We start from the raw sequence: 18,624 nt of genomic DNA, 5'->3' as shown, positions 1-18,624 counted from the left end.
TGTATTCAGGCAGATGCTAAGAAAGCGTCCACCTCTAGTTTCCACTGGAGATGAACGCCTGAGTTGAGCGGATCTTTTTAATCTTTTTTGTAAAAAGGGGTAGCATAGCCATCTGCACGAAGGAGAAGTCCCTTCGCCCAGGGAGGTGTGCGGCCCATCTGTTCACAGACAGCATCCAAGGACATACGGGGATCCGCTTCGATGACTACTTCATCATGGATATGCATAACGATGGAGCGGTTGCGGAGGGTTCTCATGGCATAGAGAAGAATATCACGGGAAGTGGCCTGTACAATATTCTCCACAAACTTTGGTCCGTAGGAATCAAGACGTTCCCATTTCTTGGTTGGGCCGATGCCTTCATAGGTGATGCAGGTGCCGCCGAACTTGTTCGTACCGAGCTTCGGCTTCACATAGGCCAGGTTTCTGCCGGAAGGTAGTGTGATAAAAAGCATGCCGCTTCGGCAGGAGAAGGTAAGACCGTATTCGGTAGTCGTGTGCTTATATTTTACGGCTTCTGTGACAGCATGATCTACATCCCACCAGAATTGCACGATGTGCGGATTTGACTGACGCCAGGCATTTACAAGGGTGGGAAGCTCATCCTCAGTTAGCCCCATATCGATAGCACCCATCGCCTTCAGTGCACCGACGGAGCCGCCATAGCCAAGCGCCAGCTCTGCGATTTTACCCTTTTGACGCAAATGTCCATTGATGCCGTGTTTCTCCACAGGGACCTTGAACATCTGGCTGGCAGAAGCACAGTAGATATCCCCACCCTTAGCAAATACCTTCTGTCGCCATTCTTCTCCGGCAAACCAGGCGATGACGCGGGCTTCGATGGCGGAAAAGTCTGCAACCAGAAACTGTGTACCCTCACGTGGAATGAATGCAGTTCGGATCAGTTGCGATAGGGTATCCGGCACATCTTCATACAAAAGAGAGACTGCATCAAAGTCTCCGGAGCGTACCAATGCACGAGCATCAGCAAGGTCTGGTAGATGATTCTGAGGGAGATTTTGTAATTGAATGTTCCGACCGGAGAAGCGGCCGGTACGATTGGCTCCATAAAACTGAAACATGCCACGGGCTCGGCCATCAGCACAAACCGTCTTTTCCATTGCCTGATATTTACGTACTGAGGATTTGGCAAGCTGCTGTCTTAAGTTGAGAACCTGTGAGAGCTTTGGAGGAGCAGACTTTAGGAGCTCTGCCACAGCTTTCTTGCCAAGGGTATCTGTTTCCAAACCATTGTCAGAAAGCCAAGCCTTCATCTGCTGGACGGAGTTAGGATTGTCAAGTTCTGTGATTTTCTTCATGGTTTTGGTCAGCTCCGTTCTGGAGCGAGTATCCATTTCGATGGCAGCAGCAACAAGCTCCATGTCCAAACGTACACCACGGTCGTTGATTTCTTGGTCCATGTGGTATTCCTCCCAGACCTGAGCTGGCACCGGGAACTTTGCAAGTCTCTGCTGGATTCCCATTTCGGTCTCTACATCACGGGTATTATATTTTTTGAACATGGCCCATTTGTCCGGAGCATGGAAGGGACGATTTCTTGTACGCTGTCCATTGGTTTTTGTGGGAGCACAAGGCTGGCAGAAGTATTTGATGAGGTCTTTTCCTTCTGTGAGCTTTTGCTTTTCAAGTCCAAGAACCGCTCCTACTCCTTCCAAGGAGAGTGGGAGCCCCATCGTGGCGGCCCATACCATGGAGCAGCGCCAGCTTACCGGCTCCAGATATTCTCCGGTCGGATAGCCTAAGAAGCGAGAGAGGCAGATACGTTCAAAGGTAGCGTTGAAGGCCCACTTGATGACAGTTTCATCCTCCAAGGCAAGAAGGACCTCTTTCGGAATCTGTTCTCCGCAGGCGAGGTCGATAACCTGAACAGGCTGGCTGTCTATACTGTAGGCAAAGAGTAAGATTTCAAAATTGGGAGACTCTACATAACGATAGACTCCGGTCTTCTGAAGAGGCTCATCGCTGTAGGTCTCAATATCAATACTGAGTGTTTTCATGAGATTGTCCTTTCTACAAAACAGGCAGCAGAGAAATCCCTGCCGCCTGCCGTGTTACTGTTTATCTTTATTGGATTTGTACTTCTTGATATCACGACGGATGTAGTACAGCGCATAGCGAATAAGATAGAGAATGATTTTCCCTACGTTATAAATGATGAAGCCATATACCGCTACAAAAAAGGTGTATGCGATGACGTTAGCAATAAATAGATTTAAGATTTCTGCAAATTCATTCATAGATGGTCTCCTTTTGTCGAAAAATGTCGATGGCGGCAGTGGGGCCACCGCCATCGGATTGATAGATTATTCCTGTTCCTTGGATGCTTCCTTCTGAAGCTCTGCTTCACGCTTCTTCTGGACACGCTTTTCCTTGTGATCCTTGATGAAGAAGGCAATGTTGCAACCCCAGATTCCAATCAGGAATCCGACGGTGCAGCCGAAGCATACCTGAAGCATAAAGTTCTGATACTCAGTCATACTCGGCACCTCCATTAGTCAAGGAAATCGTCATCTTCATCAGATGCGAAATCAGACTCAGCGTTTGCCTTACCACCAAGAGGCTCACCGTCACGAATCTTCTGCAGATTGTTAAGTCCACAGGCGATACCCTTGTTACCGGAGCTGTTGAAGGCATAGAAGCTGATGCTGGCGCGACCATACACACCGGAGTAAACCTCGGAGCGAGTAAGAATCGGATTGCGATCTGCATCCACGATGCCAGGAGCAGAGGTTGCATTGGCATTTACGAAATAAGCATTGGCGTAGGCCGGATCGTCCGAACGCTCCATGTCGCCATCACGAAGCGGAGTCTTGATGACAGAGAGGGCAGGTACAGACTTGCCATTGCCTTTGAGCTTGGCCTCGCCCTCCTTGTAAGCGGCCTCGATGGCAGCTTCAATCTTGGCGATGGTCTTGGTATCAGACTTCGGAATAATCAGAGATACGCTGTACTTCGGTGTACCGCCATTGATGGATTTCGGCTCCCAGACGTTGGCATAAGACCAACGAGTGTCAGGACCAGTGATTACCTTCATAGGATTGTTGATTTTTACATTCTTGTTCATTTAATTTTCCTCCATAAAATCAGTTTTTGCATTGTTCATTGCCGGACGTTTATCGCTCTCCGGTACGAGCGTCGGTTTACCTTGCGGCTTTTCAATATAGGCTGTAAGCAGCTCATCGAATCTGGATTTGCCAAGACGCTTCTGCATGGCAGTGATACCAAGGAGCTTCTTTTCATATGGATCAAACCCGGCATCTGTAACTGCCTGGATGACTGCCTCCTCATTGGAATACTTGCGGTTGGATCTACCTTCGACCAGCTTCCAGCCAGCCCATTCCTTACCGCTGATGGCCTGCTGCAGAGCATATTCCTTGATATCGGATGCCCAGGCAACCAGCTCATCTGCGCGGGAGAGGATGTATTCAATCTCCGAATCCTCTAAAAGAGGTGGAAGCTTGAAATCGTACTGAGCCAGCGTAAGATTGGCTTCCGCTCTGGCACGGCATTCGTGCTTGGCCTTACAGAAACCACACCATTCGCCACAGAGGAAGTTTCCATCTCCTGCAAAGGCAAGATCTGCGGTCGGCTTCAACACTTCATCCGCCCACCTGTACAGCTCATCCTTGGAAATTTCAAAGGTGGAAATATTCTGACGCCTTGGCTGGTAGATGGTCATGCTGACATTATCAATGTCGTAGATGTCATCAAAGAGCTCCAGGGCTCCAAGCGCGTAGCATTTCATTTGCGGATTATCGGTCGCATCTACGAGGACTCCAAGACCGTGCTTGTAATCGCATATTCTCAAGGTGCCATCTGCAATGATGATGCAGTCAGCGGTTCCGAAGCCCTGCTCCACCCAGCGAGAGAAATCTACACGCTGTTCAATCAGAACCTTCGGATCAGCGCAGCTTTCCTTGGCGGCCTCTACCATTTCAAGGATGTAGGCGGCATAGCCATTGGCACAGTCCTCCATTTCCTCGTTGTACCAGGTGAGATTCTCCGTCGGATCACTGGCATCCATCCCCAGGGCCCTCTTTAGCTTGTACTCACAAAGCTCGTGAGCATCAGTGCCTTCCGCAGCATAATCGCTGCCTTTATCCTCGTATGTCTCGCAGAGCCTTGCGGAAGGCGGGCAGTGGAGCCAGCGGTCTGAAGAGGAAGCAGATAAGATAGCATGTCCTTTAGGTGGCATCGTCAAGTACCTCCGCATCCTTTAACAAGGCTTCATAGTGCTTCGGATCAACAGCAGATAGCTTGGAAGCACCATATTTCTGAAGTAATGTACGGATAGCAGCGGTATGCCCGGCACGGGACTTTTCTGCTAAGACAGCTCGTACATTCTCAAGCTTCAAATCCGGTTTCTGTTCTTCCTTGGCAGCAGGCTCTTTGGCAGGTGCTTCACCAGCAGTGCCACCAAACTGTTCTGCTAACCAGTTGGCTGCTTCATTAATAGCAGCGGCTGCACTGCGCAGCTCTTCGATGGTCATAGCCATATCGCTCATTTTGCTCATAGCGACGTTCTCCTTTCTCTGATTGTCTTTGTTGTGCGAGGATTGTCATGTTTCTCGCCATTCTTGCGGATACGTGGGAGATTGCATTCAGTACTGCAATCAGCTCCGTGTCGTTACCGCCTGAATCGAAGTAGGACTTCTTCATGTGCTTCACCTCCGTTTCTGTGATGGTTAAGGCTTGTTGTTTCGTGCCTTACACCTTCCACTGGAGATGAGTGGCGGATTTGAGCGGAGAAATTTTGAAAAAATATAAAAGCCCTCTGGACATCGGTTGATGGATGCCAGAGGAATGAATTGCTACATATGATATGTAGGATTAATAGCCACGAATTTTATGGAGCTCTGTACGGATCTTCTTCATTTGATCAGCGAAGGTACGCTGCGGGCGGCCAAGTTTCTCGGCGATTGCACGATCTGAGATCTTGCAATCATCAAGCCAACACTGAATGATGGTATCAGCATCCGAGTCGAGTTCACGCAGTCTGGCAAAAAGCTGCTCCAACAGCATACGGTCGGAGATGATTTCTTCCATAGACTTGCTACGGTCGGGCATATAGTCGCCGAGGGTGCCATTGCCATCAGAAAGAGGCTGATCAAGTGAGGTGATGTCGCCTGCAGCATGGTATTCGCAGTCAAGACAGTCGCCATCGCAGCTCCATATGAAGCGATATGGGCACATGCACCTGCCGTGGTCCTGCTCCTTGTGGCGAATGCGGTCGGCTTCCTTATAGAAGGAGTCGTGCTGTTCCTTGGTGACCGGCACCTTTTCGCCGGTGCTGCGAACGTAAATAAAGTAAGTCTTCTGATTGTCATTGTTTTGCATAATGAAAGCCCTCCTTCGGCTTTTGCCGAAATGGAGAGCTCCAGACATGCAAAATCAGACCACAGGCGTGAGGGCATACCGAAGGATTACTCCATTTCGGCTGCACCTCACTTCCGGTGATCGGTACAGTATTTGATTGTCATCGGTAGCCACGTGGAACCGGAAACACCCTGCGCAGATGGCTCCCACGTGCTAATTACATTTTAGTCAGGAGAGAGAAAAACCAGAAAACTCGACGAGTCGCGGAAATGCCTTAAAATAGGCGCTTTTCTGAGTTTTGAATAGGGTACAGATATTGTGGAAAGACAGTGATAGTAAGGAATATAGGCATAAAAAATCCGACTCGGCGAGTCGGAAAAATTAAAAAAACCGCACCTCCAAGGCGGAAGTGCGGTATATTAGGCCTACTTACAGGCGTTGTTTGGAGCCGAGTGGCTCATAATTGTATGATTCAAGAAACTCGTTTGCATCATCAATGGTCATCCCGGAGAATCCTGTGATGCAGTATTTTAATGCTTGGTGCTCGTCAGATTCATCAAATGCATGTCCGGCAAGCTGCAACAGCTTTTCAGTTGTTCCGATATCAAGGTCAAGTCCTCTGCCTATAGCGACAATCGTTCTCAGACTTGGCTTTGTGTCGATGTTCTTCTCGGCTTTACGGTACACCTCTTCGCCGAGGCCGGTCAAAGAACAGAAATGCGATTTGCTAAGACCGCGAGACTGCACGATCTCAAAGATGACCTCCCAGCAGGTTTTATTCACACCAGTTATCCTTCTGGCGGCATTCTGTCGCTCAAATTCTTCACGCTTCTTTTGCAGCGCGTCGGACATCTGAACAGCGGAGGCACTTTGCTTAGAATCGTATTTTGAGGCTTTGCGCTCTCCGGTTTCACGGTGAAGCAGCTCGAATGGGAAGTGTTTTTCTGCCTCATCTGCCCGCAGGGACTGCCATGTAAATTGCAGGGTGCATTCGTTCAGATTTGCCCATGCATAATCAGTAAGGGTCGGTTTGCCCTCATTGTTACGCTCGATGTACTGCTCGTCGTTGATAACGAAGTATCCGTCCACATACCGGAAAAGACCAGAATTAACAAGGTTGCGGAATTCGCTGCTGGTGCGATATGCATAGAACGCATCACGCTGATCTAAGTACCCGTGGTATGGGGATTCTTCGTCATACTGGTAGATGGTAGCAGCGTCCTTGTAGCCGGTTTCCATCATACGGATCAATACTGATTGACGGGACACACCATAAAATTCACGCAGCTCCTCGGCAACAGAAGTAAGAATAGCTGGTTTTATAGGACTATTTTCATAATCGTATGCCTGTAGAAGTTCATCTACTTTCATTCGGAAAGTACGATAAGGCATGAGAATACGAGGAGCCATATTGTTTGCCTGCCACTCCATACGTTGGATATCAGACCACTCCTCATCCTTTTGAGGGTATGCCATATTGGAAGGGCAGCGGCATGCAACGAAGTCCTGACCATAGAGAACGTGTTTTATCGCTGCATACATTCGATGCTTATACCAGTGATAGACTTCATGGGCGATTGTGTTTTTGACGCACCCAAGATTCCGCTCCCAGAAGGTGTAGGCATCTACCAAAATGGTGCCGCGCTTTACATCGATTGTTGTTTCTGAAACCTTAAAAAGATCATAGATGGTTGCCTTCCCTGCAGTGAAGTATATTTCTCCAAAAACACTGAAATCATCTGTGATCCGATTGCCTTGGATAATTTCAAGTCCCATATCTTTTGCAATATCAGCAATAGGGACGGCCATTGGCTTTTCCAGTGCTTCCGGGAAATATTGCTGGAGAAAAGTTGTGACTTCATCCTCCAGATCCTTTTTGTATAAGATCGGAACTATGTTTTTCGAGACGGCATGACCATCCGTTTTGCGAGGTTGGCCAGAGGTGTACCCAGAGATATTCATAACAGTAACAGATTCGAGTTTATCAGTTACGACCGCCACACAGGAAAGAACAAGCCATTGACTTGTTTCGTGCGATGCTGTGCCTTTGTATGTATCTTCGGTCAGATTGATTGTGCAGCTTACGACCGCGTCAAATAGAAGGCTGTCTTCATCTATACGGATATTCTTTGTATATTCGAGGATCATGTCCTCAAGAATGGCAGAATCCGGATTCTGAATTCTGGAGTAAGATAAATTCAGGGCATAAGGATGCTCTGCAATGTATGTATAAGCTGCCTCCCACATGGGGCAGTAGCACACAGTATATATAAACTGCTCGATCTCGTTATTATACGTTCCCACGGCCAGCAGACTCCCTTTCTTGAACACAAAATTTGAAGATACGGACACAGCATAACACAAATCTGCTGATTTTTCAATAGAAACGAAAGAATATTCTTGTGTATATGAAGAATTACTCTTGATTTTACAAAGGCTTCGTGCTATACTATGGAAGTACAGTGGCAAAAATCACGTTTTTGAAAATCGAGAGGTGACTACCGTGGAAGTTAGTTATAAAAAATTGTGGAAAATATTGATTGACAAAGACATGAAGAAGAAAGACTTGCAGGCAGCTGCCGGGATCAGCTGGGCTTCGGTAACCAAGCTCTCGAAGGGCGAGACAGTAAGCATGGAAGTGCTAATGAAAGTATGCAAAACGCTGAACTGCGATATAGGGGACATCATGGAACTAATCCCTACAGAAGAAAATGGAACTACTTGAGGAGTGATATGATGTCCGGCAGAAAAAAGAGCGTAATCAGTAAAGCAAGTCCTCATACGATCAAGAAGTTTGAACTGATTGAGGAATATATAAAATCATGGGCTCAGAAACTGTTACTGAATGATTCTTGCAACGGGCTGATCTTTATCGACTGTATGTGTAACAGCGGAATATATACTGACGATGATGGGAACCTCGTGAAGGGCACAGCAGTGCGTGTCTCAGAAGCACTTAGGGAAGCAGCAAGAACTTATACGGAGAAAAACATCCATATCTACCTGAACGATAAGGACAAGGCCAGAGTGGATGAATTGAAAAAGCATCTTCCACAGGATGAGCGGAATTTTAAGATCGTAACTTCATGCGGTGATGCACATGAGCTGCTTCTTACTATCGGGCCACAGTTATATGGAACCGGGCATCTGCATTATTTTCTGCTCTACGATCCATATGATGCGACCATTGATTGGGAGGCGCTTCTGCCATTCTTCCGCAACTGGGGAGAAGTCATGATCAACCACATGGTCTCAGATCCGGTGCGGGCGATAACAAGCGCCAAGAAGAAAACTACAAAAGAAAAGTACGAGAACACTTATCTGGAGGATTTCGAGAAGCTGGTACCTTACGGAAGCGATAAGAAAGCCTATGAAGCAAGAGTAGAAGAAATCATAGATTCCTTGAAGGGCTTCCGCAGATATTACGTCTCGGCCTTTCCTTTCTATAACACGCAAAACTCGCTCGTGTATAACCTGATTCACTGCACGAGCAGCAAAGTGGGCTTCAGACTCTACAAGAAGAGTGCATGGAAAGTGTTCGGAGCACAATCCTCCACCAAGCACTCAGCTGAAAACAGGCAGCTATCCTTTGACTTCAATGGCGAGATTGTGATTGAAGAGGATGATTCCTGCTTACATGTAGTTGATATAGCGAGGTATTTGGATCGGTCGTTTAGAGGGCGTAAGCAGGTGCCTATAAATGAACTGTGGGAACTGCTCGACAATCATCCGATCTTCCCTTCAGAAGGGTTCCGAGATGAAGTGAAGAATGAACTAAAGGGCTTTGGTGCCAAGGTCGAGCAGATTGTGCACCCTGATACAGGAAAGAAGGAAACGGTGATCTCCTTCTCTTCATGAGATAAAATTTCAGATAGACGAGGTGATTGGAGTTTATGGCAACGTCGCAGAAATTTGGTGGCAATTGGACGGAGGAGAAGCTGAATATCTTTACCAGCTATCTGGACGCATACCTGATTGCACTGCAAAACCAGAAGTTCAAGAAGATTTATATAGACGCCTTTGCTGGAACCGGCGAGATCGAGACCGGCGACGGCGGGCAGTATCTTGTGGGCTCCGCTAAGCGTGCACTGGCGTCTGAGAAGAAGTTCGATCACTACTATTTTATAGAAGCGGACTCTCAGAAGGCGGGAGAACTTCAGGATATGATAAACGCCGAGTTCCCGCAGATGAGGCGAATTGTTACGATTTACTGTGGCGATGCGAATGATAAGCTCGCGGAGATTATTAGCAGCATAGACTGGAGATATAACAGAGGATTGCTGTTCTTAGACCCATATGCGACGCAGGTAAATTGGACTACGCTTGAAAATGTAGCGCAGACGAAATCGATAGATGTATGGTACCTGTTCCCCTTCTCAGCACTTGAACGGATGCTGCCGAAAAACGGAAAGTACGATAAATGGGAGGATTGCATAGATCGATTGCTTGGAGATTCCGGATGGCGGGAGGAATTCTATAAGAAAGATCCCCAGATGACGCTTTTTGACCTATTTCCGGAGCCCGGACAGAGCGAGGACGATCGGATGGTTAAGGACGCAAATCCAGATCACATAAAGGAGTATATCTTCTCTCGGCTTGGGACAATCTTTCCATGCGTGTCAAAGCATGCACGGATTTTCAGGAACAGAAGGAATTCGCCGATGTTCCTATTCTGCTTTGCCATCGCGAGTGAGAGTCCGAAAGCGCAAGGACTTGCACTGCGGATGGCAGACTACATATTAAAGAACAAGTAGGCGGAGGATGAAAGCACCTTGAAGACAATAAAACGAAAATCCATGCTTTATCAAACAGGGGTAGAGTATGGTGACTACACAATGAATCATGTGCAGGGCTGTGCGCATGGATGTAAATATCCATGTTATGCATTCCTGCTGAAAAAGCGCTTCGGGCAGATTAAGGATTATGAGGGCTGGCTTGAACCGGTGCTCGTTTCAAATACGCTTGAATTGCTCGATAAGGAAATTCCAAAACTGAGGGATAAGATTCAGTCTGTCCATCTTTGCTTTACAACAGATCCATTCATGCAAGGATATCCAGAGGTGTCGCAGATGAGCATTGCGGCCATCCGAAAACTAAACGAGGCGGGTATCAAATGCACGACTCTGACGAAAGGACTGCTACCTATAGAACTTGCTGAGCTTTCTTCAGAAAATGAACATGGGATCACTCTGATTACTCTGGATGAAGCGTACCGGGAGCAAATGGAGCCGGGTGCCGTTCCCTGTGCAGAACGACTGGCAGCGTTGAGAGCACTTCACGATGCTGGTTGCAAGACGTGGGTAAGCATGGAGCCGTATCCAACACCGAACATGGTTGAACAGAATCTGCACGAACTACTTGAGGCGGTATCTTTTACAGATCGGATCATTTTCGGGAGAACGAACTATAGTAAGATAGCAAACGCCTACGAAGGGCATAAGCATTTTTACAATGAGTGTGCGGCAGAGGTGGTTTCCTTCTGTCAGGAGCACGGCATGGATTATCATATTAAGGAAAAAACAATAACGGAAGAATGAGGTGGCGTTATGGCTTTATTACAAGACCTGATCCAGCAGATTGACGATCCGGCGCTCAAGGAGAGAATCCTGCAGGAGACAGATAAATTACTGAAGCAGAAGAAGTTCGGATTGGTGTTTGAAGAGCATCTGCCGGAGTGCACGCCGCTTTATGACGTGCCAATTCGTGTCGGCTCCAAGGTCGCGCTGAAGACCGGATATGTGAGCGACATCTATACTGTCGTAAAGATGGACGGTGATGAGGTACTCTGCGACCGCCGCGAGACACACGAGCAGAAGACCTTCAAGCTGGATGATCTTGTAGTAGTGGCTGAGTTTGGTGAGCCGATTTACCCGACACTTAAACCTTTGGATACCGTGGAGAACGCTCCGGATAGCGGTCTTTGGCATACGCTGATTGAGGCAGACAATTACCATGCCCTACAGCTTTTGGAGTATCTCTACGCAGAAAAGGTGGACTGCATATATATTGATCCGCCATACAATACCGGCGCAAAGGACTGGAAATATAATAACGATTATGTGGATAGTTCTGACGCTTATCGCCATAGCAAATGGCTCTCCATGATGGAGAAGCGTCTGAAGCTCGCAAAGAAACTGTTGAATCCACAAGACTCTGTATTACTCGTCACTATTGATGAGAAGGAGTATTTGCATCTTGGGTGCTTGCTCGAAGAAATGTTCCCTGATGCACGTATTCAGATGATATCAACTCTTACAAATTCGAGAGGCGTGGCACGAGATAATGGCTTTGCACGTGTCGATGAATACATTTTTGTTATTCAGTTTGGAAGTTCAAAGGTTAATAGACTGCCTCTAAGCGATGAGTGGCGTGTAAATGTCAATGAAAACGATACAAGGGTTACACACCTTCGCTGGTCTATGCTGATAAGATCTGGATCAAATTATTTGCGAAAAGATAGCGTAAATCAGTTCTATCCCATTTTTGTTTTTAATGACGGGAAGAAGATTCATTCCGTCGGAGAACCTTATTATGGAACGAACCGTGAGGAGGTTGTAGCGCCAGAAGGAACCTTTGCAGTATGGCCTCTTCGCAGAGACGGAGAAGAAGGAAACTGGCAGATTGCAAATACTAATTTGCGTGAGCTAATTAAGCAAGGTTTTGTAATGCTCGGCAAGAAGAAGGATAACAGCATTCCGGTCTATTATCTAAAAAAAGGTGAAATTGCTAAAGTAACGTCAGGGGTTTATGAGATTACAGGATATCGCGAAGATGGCTCTATAATTTCAGATACCGAAGTGCGCTCTCTTGTTACGGGAACACAGTGGCGGATTGGGTCACACGATGCAAGTACTGGCGGGACAAACCTTCTTAAATCGTTCTTTGGAACAAGTAGATTCACATTCCCAAAGTCGATATATGCAGTTCATGATACTATTCGTTTCTTCTTGGCAAATAAACCGAACGCTCTTGTTGTTGACTTTTTTGCGGGATCTGGAACGACGCTTCATGCTGTCAATTTGCTTAATGCGGTTGATGATGGAAATAGAAGATGCATTTTAGTCACAAACAACGAAGTCTCAGTAGATGAGGCAAAAGAGCTGACACAGAAGGGACTGAAGCCCGGTGATCCCCAGTGGGATTCCCTTGGAATTGCTCGGCATGTGACATGGCCTCGTACTGTGGCCAGCATGACAGGCCGAGATATCGAGGGAAAACCTTTAGAGGGTTACTATGGATTTGAGAGTGACTGCTATGAAGTAGATGAATCCATAGCTGTTGTATCGAAAACCACAGGGAAGCCGACAAAGGCAACTGTTTATCGTAAAGGTAAAAGGCAGATGTATCCAGAACTTTGTGAGATAAAAATGGCTGATGGATTTAAGGCAAACGCAGCCTTCTTCAAATTGAGCTTCCTCGACAAGACTTCCGTAGCTCTTGGCAGACAGTTCAGAGAGCTCCTTCCGGTGCTCTGGATGAAGGGCGGAGCTGTTGGCAAGTGTCCGGCTCTTGAAAACGATGATCTTCCGAACATGCTAATTTTGCCACAGAACAAGATGGGTGTTTTGGTAGATGAAATATATTATTCCGAGTTCGATGCGGAGTTAAGTCAGCATCCGGAAATCCAGACAGTTTTCATTGTGACGGATTCAGAAACAGCATACCGGTCGATGATCCGTACTTATGATGGCAAAAACTGCTATCAACTTTATAGGGACTATCTGGATAATTTCAGAATCAATACGGGGAGGTAAGCATGAAAGTAGAATTATTCCCATTTCAGAAAAGAGCGCTTGTTGATATCCGCATGAAGACGGCGGAGGCAATGGGCAGTTATCATAGAACACATGCGCCACAGGTGGTTTCTTTCACTGCACCGACCGGAGCTGGAAAGACCATCATCATGTCTGCGATGATTGAGTCTATTCTTTTCGGCGATGAACAATATATGGAGCAGCCGGATGCAATCATCGTTTGGCTTTCAGACTCTCCACAGTTGAATGAGCAGTCTAAGATGAAGATAGATTCTAAGGCTGATAAAATCCGTCTTTCACAGTGTGTAACGGTGGCAGAGGACTCTTTTGACAAAGAGAACTTCGAGGACGGACATATTTATTTCTTAAATACGCAAAAGCTCTCTGTTACATCGAAGCTAACGAAAAATGGAGATGGCAGGACTTATACAATTTGGCAGACGATTGCAAATACTGTTCGGGAGAAGAGCGACAGGCTGTACTTTATTATCGATGAAGCGCACAGAGGTATGCAGGGACGTGAGGCCAGTAAGGCCACCACGATCATGCAGAAGTTCATTAAGGGTAGTGATGAGGACGGAATTCCGCCCATGCCTGTTGTCATAGGCATGTCTGCTACTACACAGAGGTTCAATACACTGGTCGAAGGCACATCCTCTACAATTCACAAGTCTATCGTGACGGCGGATGAGGTGCGAGCTTCTGGGCTTTTGAAGGATAGAATCATTATCACCTATCCGGAGGAAGGCACAGTCAATAATGATATGGCCATTTTGCAAGCTGCTGCAGATGATTGGAAAGAAAAGTGGGAGCATTGGACGCAGTATTGCTTTGAACAGCATTACGCCTATGTGAATCCAATCCTAATCATTCAGGTTTTAAATGGAACCGGTGATGCTTTGACGGATACCAATCTGGACGACTGTATTGCAAAGATCGAGGAACGTACCGGCTTTAAGCTGGAAAGTGGACAGGTAGTTCATACCTTCGGTGGCACGACGGCCACATTAACTGCTAATGGACTCGATGTGTGTTATGAGGAACCATCCAATATTGCTGAGGATAGAAATATCCGCGTGGTATTCTTCAAAGAGAATCTTTCTACTGGATGGGATTGCCCGCGAGCAGAGACCATGATGTCCTTTAAACACGCTAATGATGCTACATACATTGCGCAGCTTCTCGGCCGAATGGTAAGAACGCCGATGCAGATGCATATTCAGGTGGATGATGTTTTGAACGACGTGCATCTCTATTTGCCGTACTTCAATGAGAATACTGTCAAAGACGTTGTGGAAGCCTTGCAGAGCACAGAAGGTGGAGACATTCCGACCGATATTTATGGTGAGTCTTTGTCCGGAAAGAAATTTGAAACGCTGACTGTTAGACCAAAGAAGAAAAAGGAAGAGCAGCAGATGCCGGGACAGCTGACTCTATTTGAGGTGTTCTCTGGGCAGAGCGCAGACAAACAGCAGTCGGCTGGACCAATAGAGTCAGCTAGCGATATGATTCCGATACAAATGCCTCAAGCCACTGATAGACAAGCGCAGCAAGCAGAAACGGCGGAACAGAGCCAGATTCAGTCGAGCACAAATACAAAAGCTTCTGTTCAGTCTGCACCAGTCACACCACAGTCTTCTGGTTTGGAAACGTCATCCGAAACTGGCACTGTGGAAAGTTATCAGGCAAAACAGGCAGAAACGCCTGAAGAGGAAGATCTGTTTGACCGTGAAGAAGTTATGAAATTTATTAATGATGCTGGTCTGCTTTCTTATAATGTTAAAGCACTTCGGATCAATAACTACCTGAAATCTTTGTACAGGATGGCCCACCTTCTTACAATGTCCAGATTGCATCGTGAGGCGATCCGGGAGGTTCAGGATGAGATTGTTGAGATGATCCACAGCTATGTGGAAGGCCTCAAGGCAGATGGAAAATATGATGATCTTGTTCAGCAGGTCAAGCAGTTCAAGTTGGCAACTCAGATTTTCGATGCTTTTGGAGAAACCGTGGATAATTATTCAGTGCATGATTTGTTCACAACGACAGATACTGATATTGAACGGCAATTCCAGATTGCCGACGTTAAGCTGGGTCGAGAAGGTATCGGTATGGCCTATGGAAACAAGTACATGGATTTGCCTGATCTGACATCATTTAAAGTCGATGTTATCCTTTTCGTAGCAGATGAAGAGTGTATGAATCGATTGCATTCCTATGCGGAGGCACGCTTTCATGGACTGAATGACGATTATCGTAGATATATTGCAACTATAGACTCAGAGAAAATCCGTAAAGAGTATGACAGCATTGTTTCTGATGGCGATCCAGTGAGTAAGCACAATTTCCGTTTGCCGGAGACAATTCAGGTACCACATGAATTGGGAGGAAAAGAATACAGGGATCATCTCTTCGTCAGTGATATAACCGGTGTTGCAACTATGAAGTTGAATACATGGGAAGCCGGGGTTATTGAAGAGGAAGAAAAACGAGGGGATTTTGTATGCTGGATTCGTAATCCTTCTAGAGGATCGTGGGGGCTTTGTATCCCTTATGAAATTAATGGTGAAATAAAGCCGACTTATCCAGATTTTATAGTAGTAAGAAAAGACAGTGTACAAGGTTATGTTGTTGATATTCTTGAACCACACAATCCTGATTTCAAGGATAATCTTGGAAAAGCAAAGGGATTTGCAGAGTATGCAAAGCAGAATCCGGGGGTGGGAAAAATTCAGCTTATTCGTATGAGCAAAGATGCTGCTGGAAACCCAAAGTTCAAGAGATTAGATATGTCTAAGACGGCCATCCGCGATAAAGTTATTCATGCAATAAATACGGATGAACTTGACCATATCTTTGACACCGATGGAGTTATTGAGTAAAGGAGAAATTTCATTATGACAAGTGAGTTGCAGCCATTGTTGCAGCTCTTACACAATAGATTATTCCAGATACTGGACTATCAGTGTGGTTAGGCATGGTTGCAACAGTTGGCAAATATTTAGGGTGGCCTTGTAAATCTTTAGTCTGATCAGTAATATTCATTAAAACGACGATGATTATGATGTGTTTGTGGCCTTCGAAGCCATTTGCATGACCTATGTAGTCATAAGAAAAAGTGTTGAATCTAGTGATTTGAAGAAGGGAGGCATTCTATTTGGCAAAGAAAAAAGATGAAATAACCATCCGCTCCAGCGCGGCGGAATATCTGACCTATGTTGCCTCAGTGGGAGATCAGCAGGACAGCATTGAGATGCGCTACGAGGATGAAAATATATGGCTGACACAGAAGATGATGGCCTCTTTGTATGATGTGGATGTTCGGACCATAAACTATCATGTCAAGAAAATATTCAGTGATAGTGAGTTGCAGGAGGATTCAGTTATCCGAAAATTTCGGATAACTGCCGCAGATGGAAAAAGCTATAGCACAAATCACTACTCCCTGGAGATGATCATTGCCGTAGGGTTCAAGGTCAATTCCGAGCGGGCCGTACAGTTCCGTAAATGGGTAAACCAGATCGCCAAGGACTACACCATCAAAGGCTGGGTCATGGATGATGAACGGCTGAAACGAGGAACGTATCTGACAGAAAAGTATTTCGATGAGCAATTAGAGCGCATTCGAGAGATTCGTGCCAGCGAAAGAAAGTTCTATCAGAAGATCACTGACTTGTATGCGACAGCCATTGACTATGATAAAAATTCTGCAACGACGAGAAGATTCTATGCGACCGTTCAGAATAAAATGCATTACGCAGTGCATGGGCATACAGCAGCTGAGCTGATCGTGGAAAGAGCCGATCACACAAAAGAGCATATGGGATTAACCACCTGGGCAGATGCACCGGAAGGAAAGATTAAGAAAAGCGATGTTACAGTTGCTAAGAATTATCTAAGCCAGGATGAAATGAAGCAGCTGAATCGTATGGTTACGGCATATTTGGATTTTGCTGAAAACATGACATTGCGGCATATTCCACTTACGATGCAGGATTGGGAGAAAAGACTCAACAGCTTCATCGAAATGTTTGATTATGGCATTTTACAGGACGCAGGCAAGGTGTCCGCAGAAATTGCAAAGCTTCATGCTGAGACAGAATTTGAAAAATACCGTGTGATTCAGGATAGATTGTTCATGTCTGATTTTGATAAGTATCTGCTGGAATTGGAAGAAAACACAAAGAAATAAGGACCGGATGCCAGGTCGAGACGGTGAAATCCGGCAACTCAACTCCCTGCGAGTGTATGACCAATCAGCGGTCAGAGCGGATGGATTGTGTAGAACTTGAGCGGCTTTCACTGTCTCAACTGTCGAGACAATGGCAGGGAGCAGCAGTGTAAAATTGCCTTGCATTATATAGATAGCAAAGGCCTTATACAGACTTGTTCCCATAGACTTCAATGGTCAAGACCTTGATTTGAATGTCAATTTTGTCACAGATTGTATCTGTTTGAAGCTGTGAATGCGCGATATCAGAGGTGTGGACTTGTTCCCGTTTTGACAGGATATGTTTCCGCGAACGGGAACAGAACCTGACATCAATCAGAAGGTATCGTGCCATGTGGAGACGGTAGTACTGATGTCATGAAAATAAAATCAAGTGCCAGAAAGCGGCGTGTTTCCGGGATTTTTCGGAAGTTGGGATTAGTAGCCTGACTTCTGGAAAGGCCCGGTTATTTTATATGGAAACATATCCACTGCAAAATATGTGTCAGGTTGTGACCTCGTATTAGATGTCACGATTTGAGACAGTGAATTAGATGTCAGGTATTTTTGGATGATTTTTAGAAAACGGAAAGTGATGACAACCAATCCGGCAATTCGACCATTTTGGGTGTTTGTAGGCAGTGGAATGGATGTATGTAGGAAGGAAGAGGCTAATGCCAAAGAGAGAGATTGAAAAATTATGATATTAGATGCATGCAGGTCATCCGTGGATTTTGCAAAAGGTTTTGTGGGAAATGGATTAACAGAAATAGCGGCTGGAAATGGTACACTAATTGCTTTTGCTACAGCACCAAATAAAGTTGCAAGAGCGGATTCGGCAGAAGGGGGAAACAGTGTTTATACGAAATGTTTATTGCCGAATATAATTAGACCTAATATTAAAATAGAGGATATGTTCAAGGAAGTTCGTAATGATGTTATTGAAATGACACAAGGAGAACAGATACCGTGGAAAAACACATCTTTAAATAATGATTTTTACTTTAATACAATGACAGATGATGAAATAAACGAACAAATTTATCAGTGCATCAGGAATAACTATTCAGCAGGAACTTTGTTATTTTTAAGCAAGATACTAGGGAAAAATATTTCTGAGCTTATGAGGATCTATACCAAGCAAAAAAGTGAGAAAGTCGGCGGAATTTATTTTAATAAAGATGAGGATATGGAGCATTTTATTCTTGAACAGGTTTTGGAAATGGGGTTCAAGTTTAAAAATTATAGATGGTGTTTTGATGATATCCCGGTTCAAATGGGAGAATTTCTACATAATCCCAACGTGGTTGTAAGAGAATAGAA

General features: G+C 45.7%; 16 protein-coding genes. 8 read left to right on the top strand and 8 right to left on the bottom strand.

Annotated elements, in window-relative coordinates; translation table 11 throughout:
* Positions 1 to 77 precede the first annotated feature (77 nt).
* From HW273_RS11060 to HW273_RS11615, 8 genes are all read right to left on the bottom strand, one after another.
* Positions 78 to 2,018, bottom strand: a complete 1,941-nt coding sequence (locus HW273_RS11060; protein WP_179012323.1) for a DNA polymerase — start codon at positions 2,016 to 2,018, stop codon at positions 78 to 80.
* Positions 2,019 to 2,072: 54 nt separating this feature from the next.
* Positions 2,073 to 2,258: a hypothetical protein gene (locus tag HW273_RS11055; RefSeq protein ID WP_179012321.1), complete on the bottom strand. Its 186-nt coding sequence runs from the start codon at positions 2,256 to 2,258 to the stop codon at positions 2,073 to 2,075.
* Between the two features lie 66 nt (positions 2,259 to 2,324).
* Positions 2,325 to 2,498, bottom strand: a complete 174-nt coding sequence (locus tag HW273_RS11050) for a hypothetical protein (protein ID WP_179012319.1) — start codon at positions 2,496 to 2,498, stop codon at positions 2,325 to 2,327.
* A 14-nt stretch (positions 2,499 to 2,512) separates the two neighbouring features.
* On the bottom strand, positions 2,513 to 3,085 hold the full coding sequence (locus HW273_RS11045; RefSeq protein WP_179012318.1) for a DUF2815 family protein: 573 nt from the start codon (positions 3,083 to 3,085) through the stop codon (positions 2,513 to 2,515).
* Positions 3,086 to 4,216 carry a DUF2800 domain-containing protein gene (locus HW273_RS11040; RefSeq protein WP_179012316.1) on the bottom strand — a complete coding sequence of 377 codons (1,131 nt, stop codon included), beginning with the start codon at positions 4,214 to 4,216 and terminating at the stop codon, positions 3,086 to 3,088.
* Positions 4,206 to 4,535 carry a DNA ligase gene (locus HW273_RS11035; protein WP_179012314.1) on the bottom strand — a complete coding sequence of 110 codons (330 nt, stop codon included), beginning with the start codon at positions 4,533 to 4,535 and terminating at the stop codon, positions 4,206 to 4,208. The genes HW273_RS11040 and HW273_RS11035 overlap by 11 nt, the downstream gene beginning before the upstream one ends.
* Positions 4,536 to 4,851: 316 nt before the next feature.
* Positions 4,852 to 5,358 (bottom strand): sigma-70 family RNA polymerase sigma factor, encoded by a 507-nt coding sequence (locus HW273_RS11030; protein WP_179012313.1) that lies wholly within the window; start codon positions 5,356 to 5,358, stop codon positions 4,852 to 4,854.
* Between the two features lie 408 nt (positions 5,359 to 5,766).
* Positions 5,767 to 7,641 carry an ImmA/IrrE family metallo-endopeptidase gene (locus HW273_RS11615; protein ID WP_179012311.1) on the bottom strand — a complete coding sequence of 625 codons (1,875 nt, stop codon included), beginning with the start codon at positions 7,639 to 7,641 and terminating at the stop codon, positions 5,767 to 5,769.
* 199 nt (positions 7,642 to 7,840) lie between these two features.
* Here HW273_RS11615 and HW273_RS11610 point away from each other — a divergent pair, with 199 nt between their 5' ends.
* The 8 genes from HW273_RS11610 (at position 7,841) to HW273_RS10985 (ending at position 18,622) form a co-directional block, all read left to right on the top strand.
* Positions 7,841 to 8,062, top strand: a complete 222-nt coding sequence (locus HW273_RS11610; protein WP_179012309.1) for a helix-turn-helix domain-containing protein — start codon at positions 7,841 to 7,843, stop codon at positions 8,060 to 8,062.
* An 11-nt stretch (positions 8,063 to 8,073) separates the two neighbouring features.
* Positions 8,074 to 9,195, top strand: a complete 1,122-nt coding sequence (gene tcmP, locus HW273_RS11015) for a three-Cys-motif partner protein TcmP (RefSeq protein WP_179012307.1) — start codon at positions 8,074 to 8,076, stop codon at positions 9,193 to 9,195.
* A 35-nt stretch (positions 9,196 to 9,230) separates the two neighbouring features.
* Complete coding sequence (locus tag HW273_RS11010; protein WP_243206857.1) at positions 9,231 to 10,091, top strand: three-Cys-motif partner protein TcmP; 861 nt, start codon at positions 9,231 to 9,233, stop codon at positions 10,089 to 10,091.
* A gap of 18 nt (positions 10,092 to 10,109) precedes the next feature.
* Positions 10,110 to 10,874, top strand: a complete 765-nt coding sequence (locus HW273_RS11005) for a radical SAM protein (RefSeq protein WP_243206798.1) — start codon at positions 10,110 to 10,112, stop codon at positions 10,872 to 10,874.
* A 9-nt stretch (positions 10,875 to 10,883) separates the two neighbouring features.
* Entirely contained in the window at positions 10,884 to 13,091 is a 2,208-nt protein-coding gene (locus HW273_RS11000) for a site-specific DNA-methyltransferase (RefSeq protein WP_179012304.1), read from the top strand.
* A 2-nt stretch (positions 13,092 to 13,093) separates the two neighbouring features.
* Positions 13,094 to 15,973, top strand: coding sequence for a DEAD/DEAH box helicase (locus tag HW273_RS10995; protein WP_179012302.1), 2,880 nt, complete (start codon positions 13,094 to 13,096; stop codon positions 15,971 to 15,973).
* A 275-nt stretch (positions 15,974 to 16,248) separates the two neighbouring features.
* Positions 16,249 to 17,283, top strand: coding sequence for a virulence RhuM family protein (locus tag HW273_RS10990; RefSeq protein WP_179012300.1), 1,035 nt, complete (start codon positions 16,249 to 16,251; stop codon positions 17,281 to 17,283).
* A gap of 718 nt (positions 17,284 to 18,001) precedes the next feature.
* Positions 18,002 to 18,622: a caspase family protein gene (locus HW273_RS10985; protein ID WP_179012299.1), complete on the top strand. Its 621-nt coding sequence runs from the start codon at positions 18,002 to 18,004 to the stop codon at positions 18,620 to 18,622.
* Positions 18,623 to 18,624 lie beyond the last annotated feature (2 nt).

The sequence above is a fragment of the Oribacterium sp. oral taxon 102 genome, assembly GCF_013394775.1.
GTDB lineage: Bacteria > Bacillota > Clostridia > Lachnospirales > Lachnospiraceae > Oribacterium.
The sequence above is the reverse complement of the archived record's forward strand: the minus strand, read 5'-3'. Positions and strand labels throughout refer to the sequence as shown.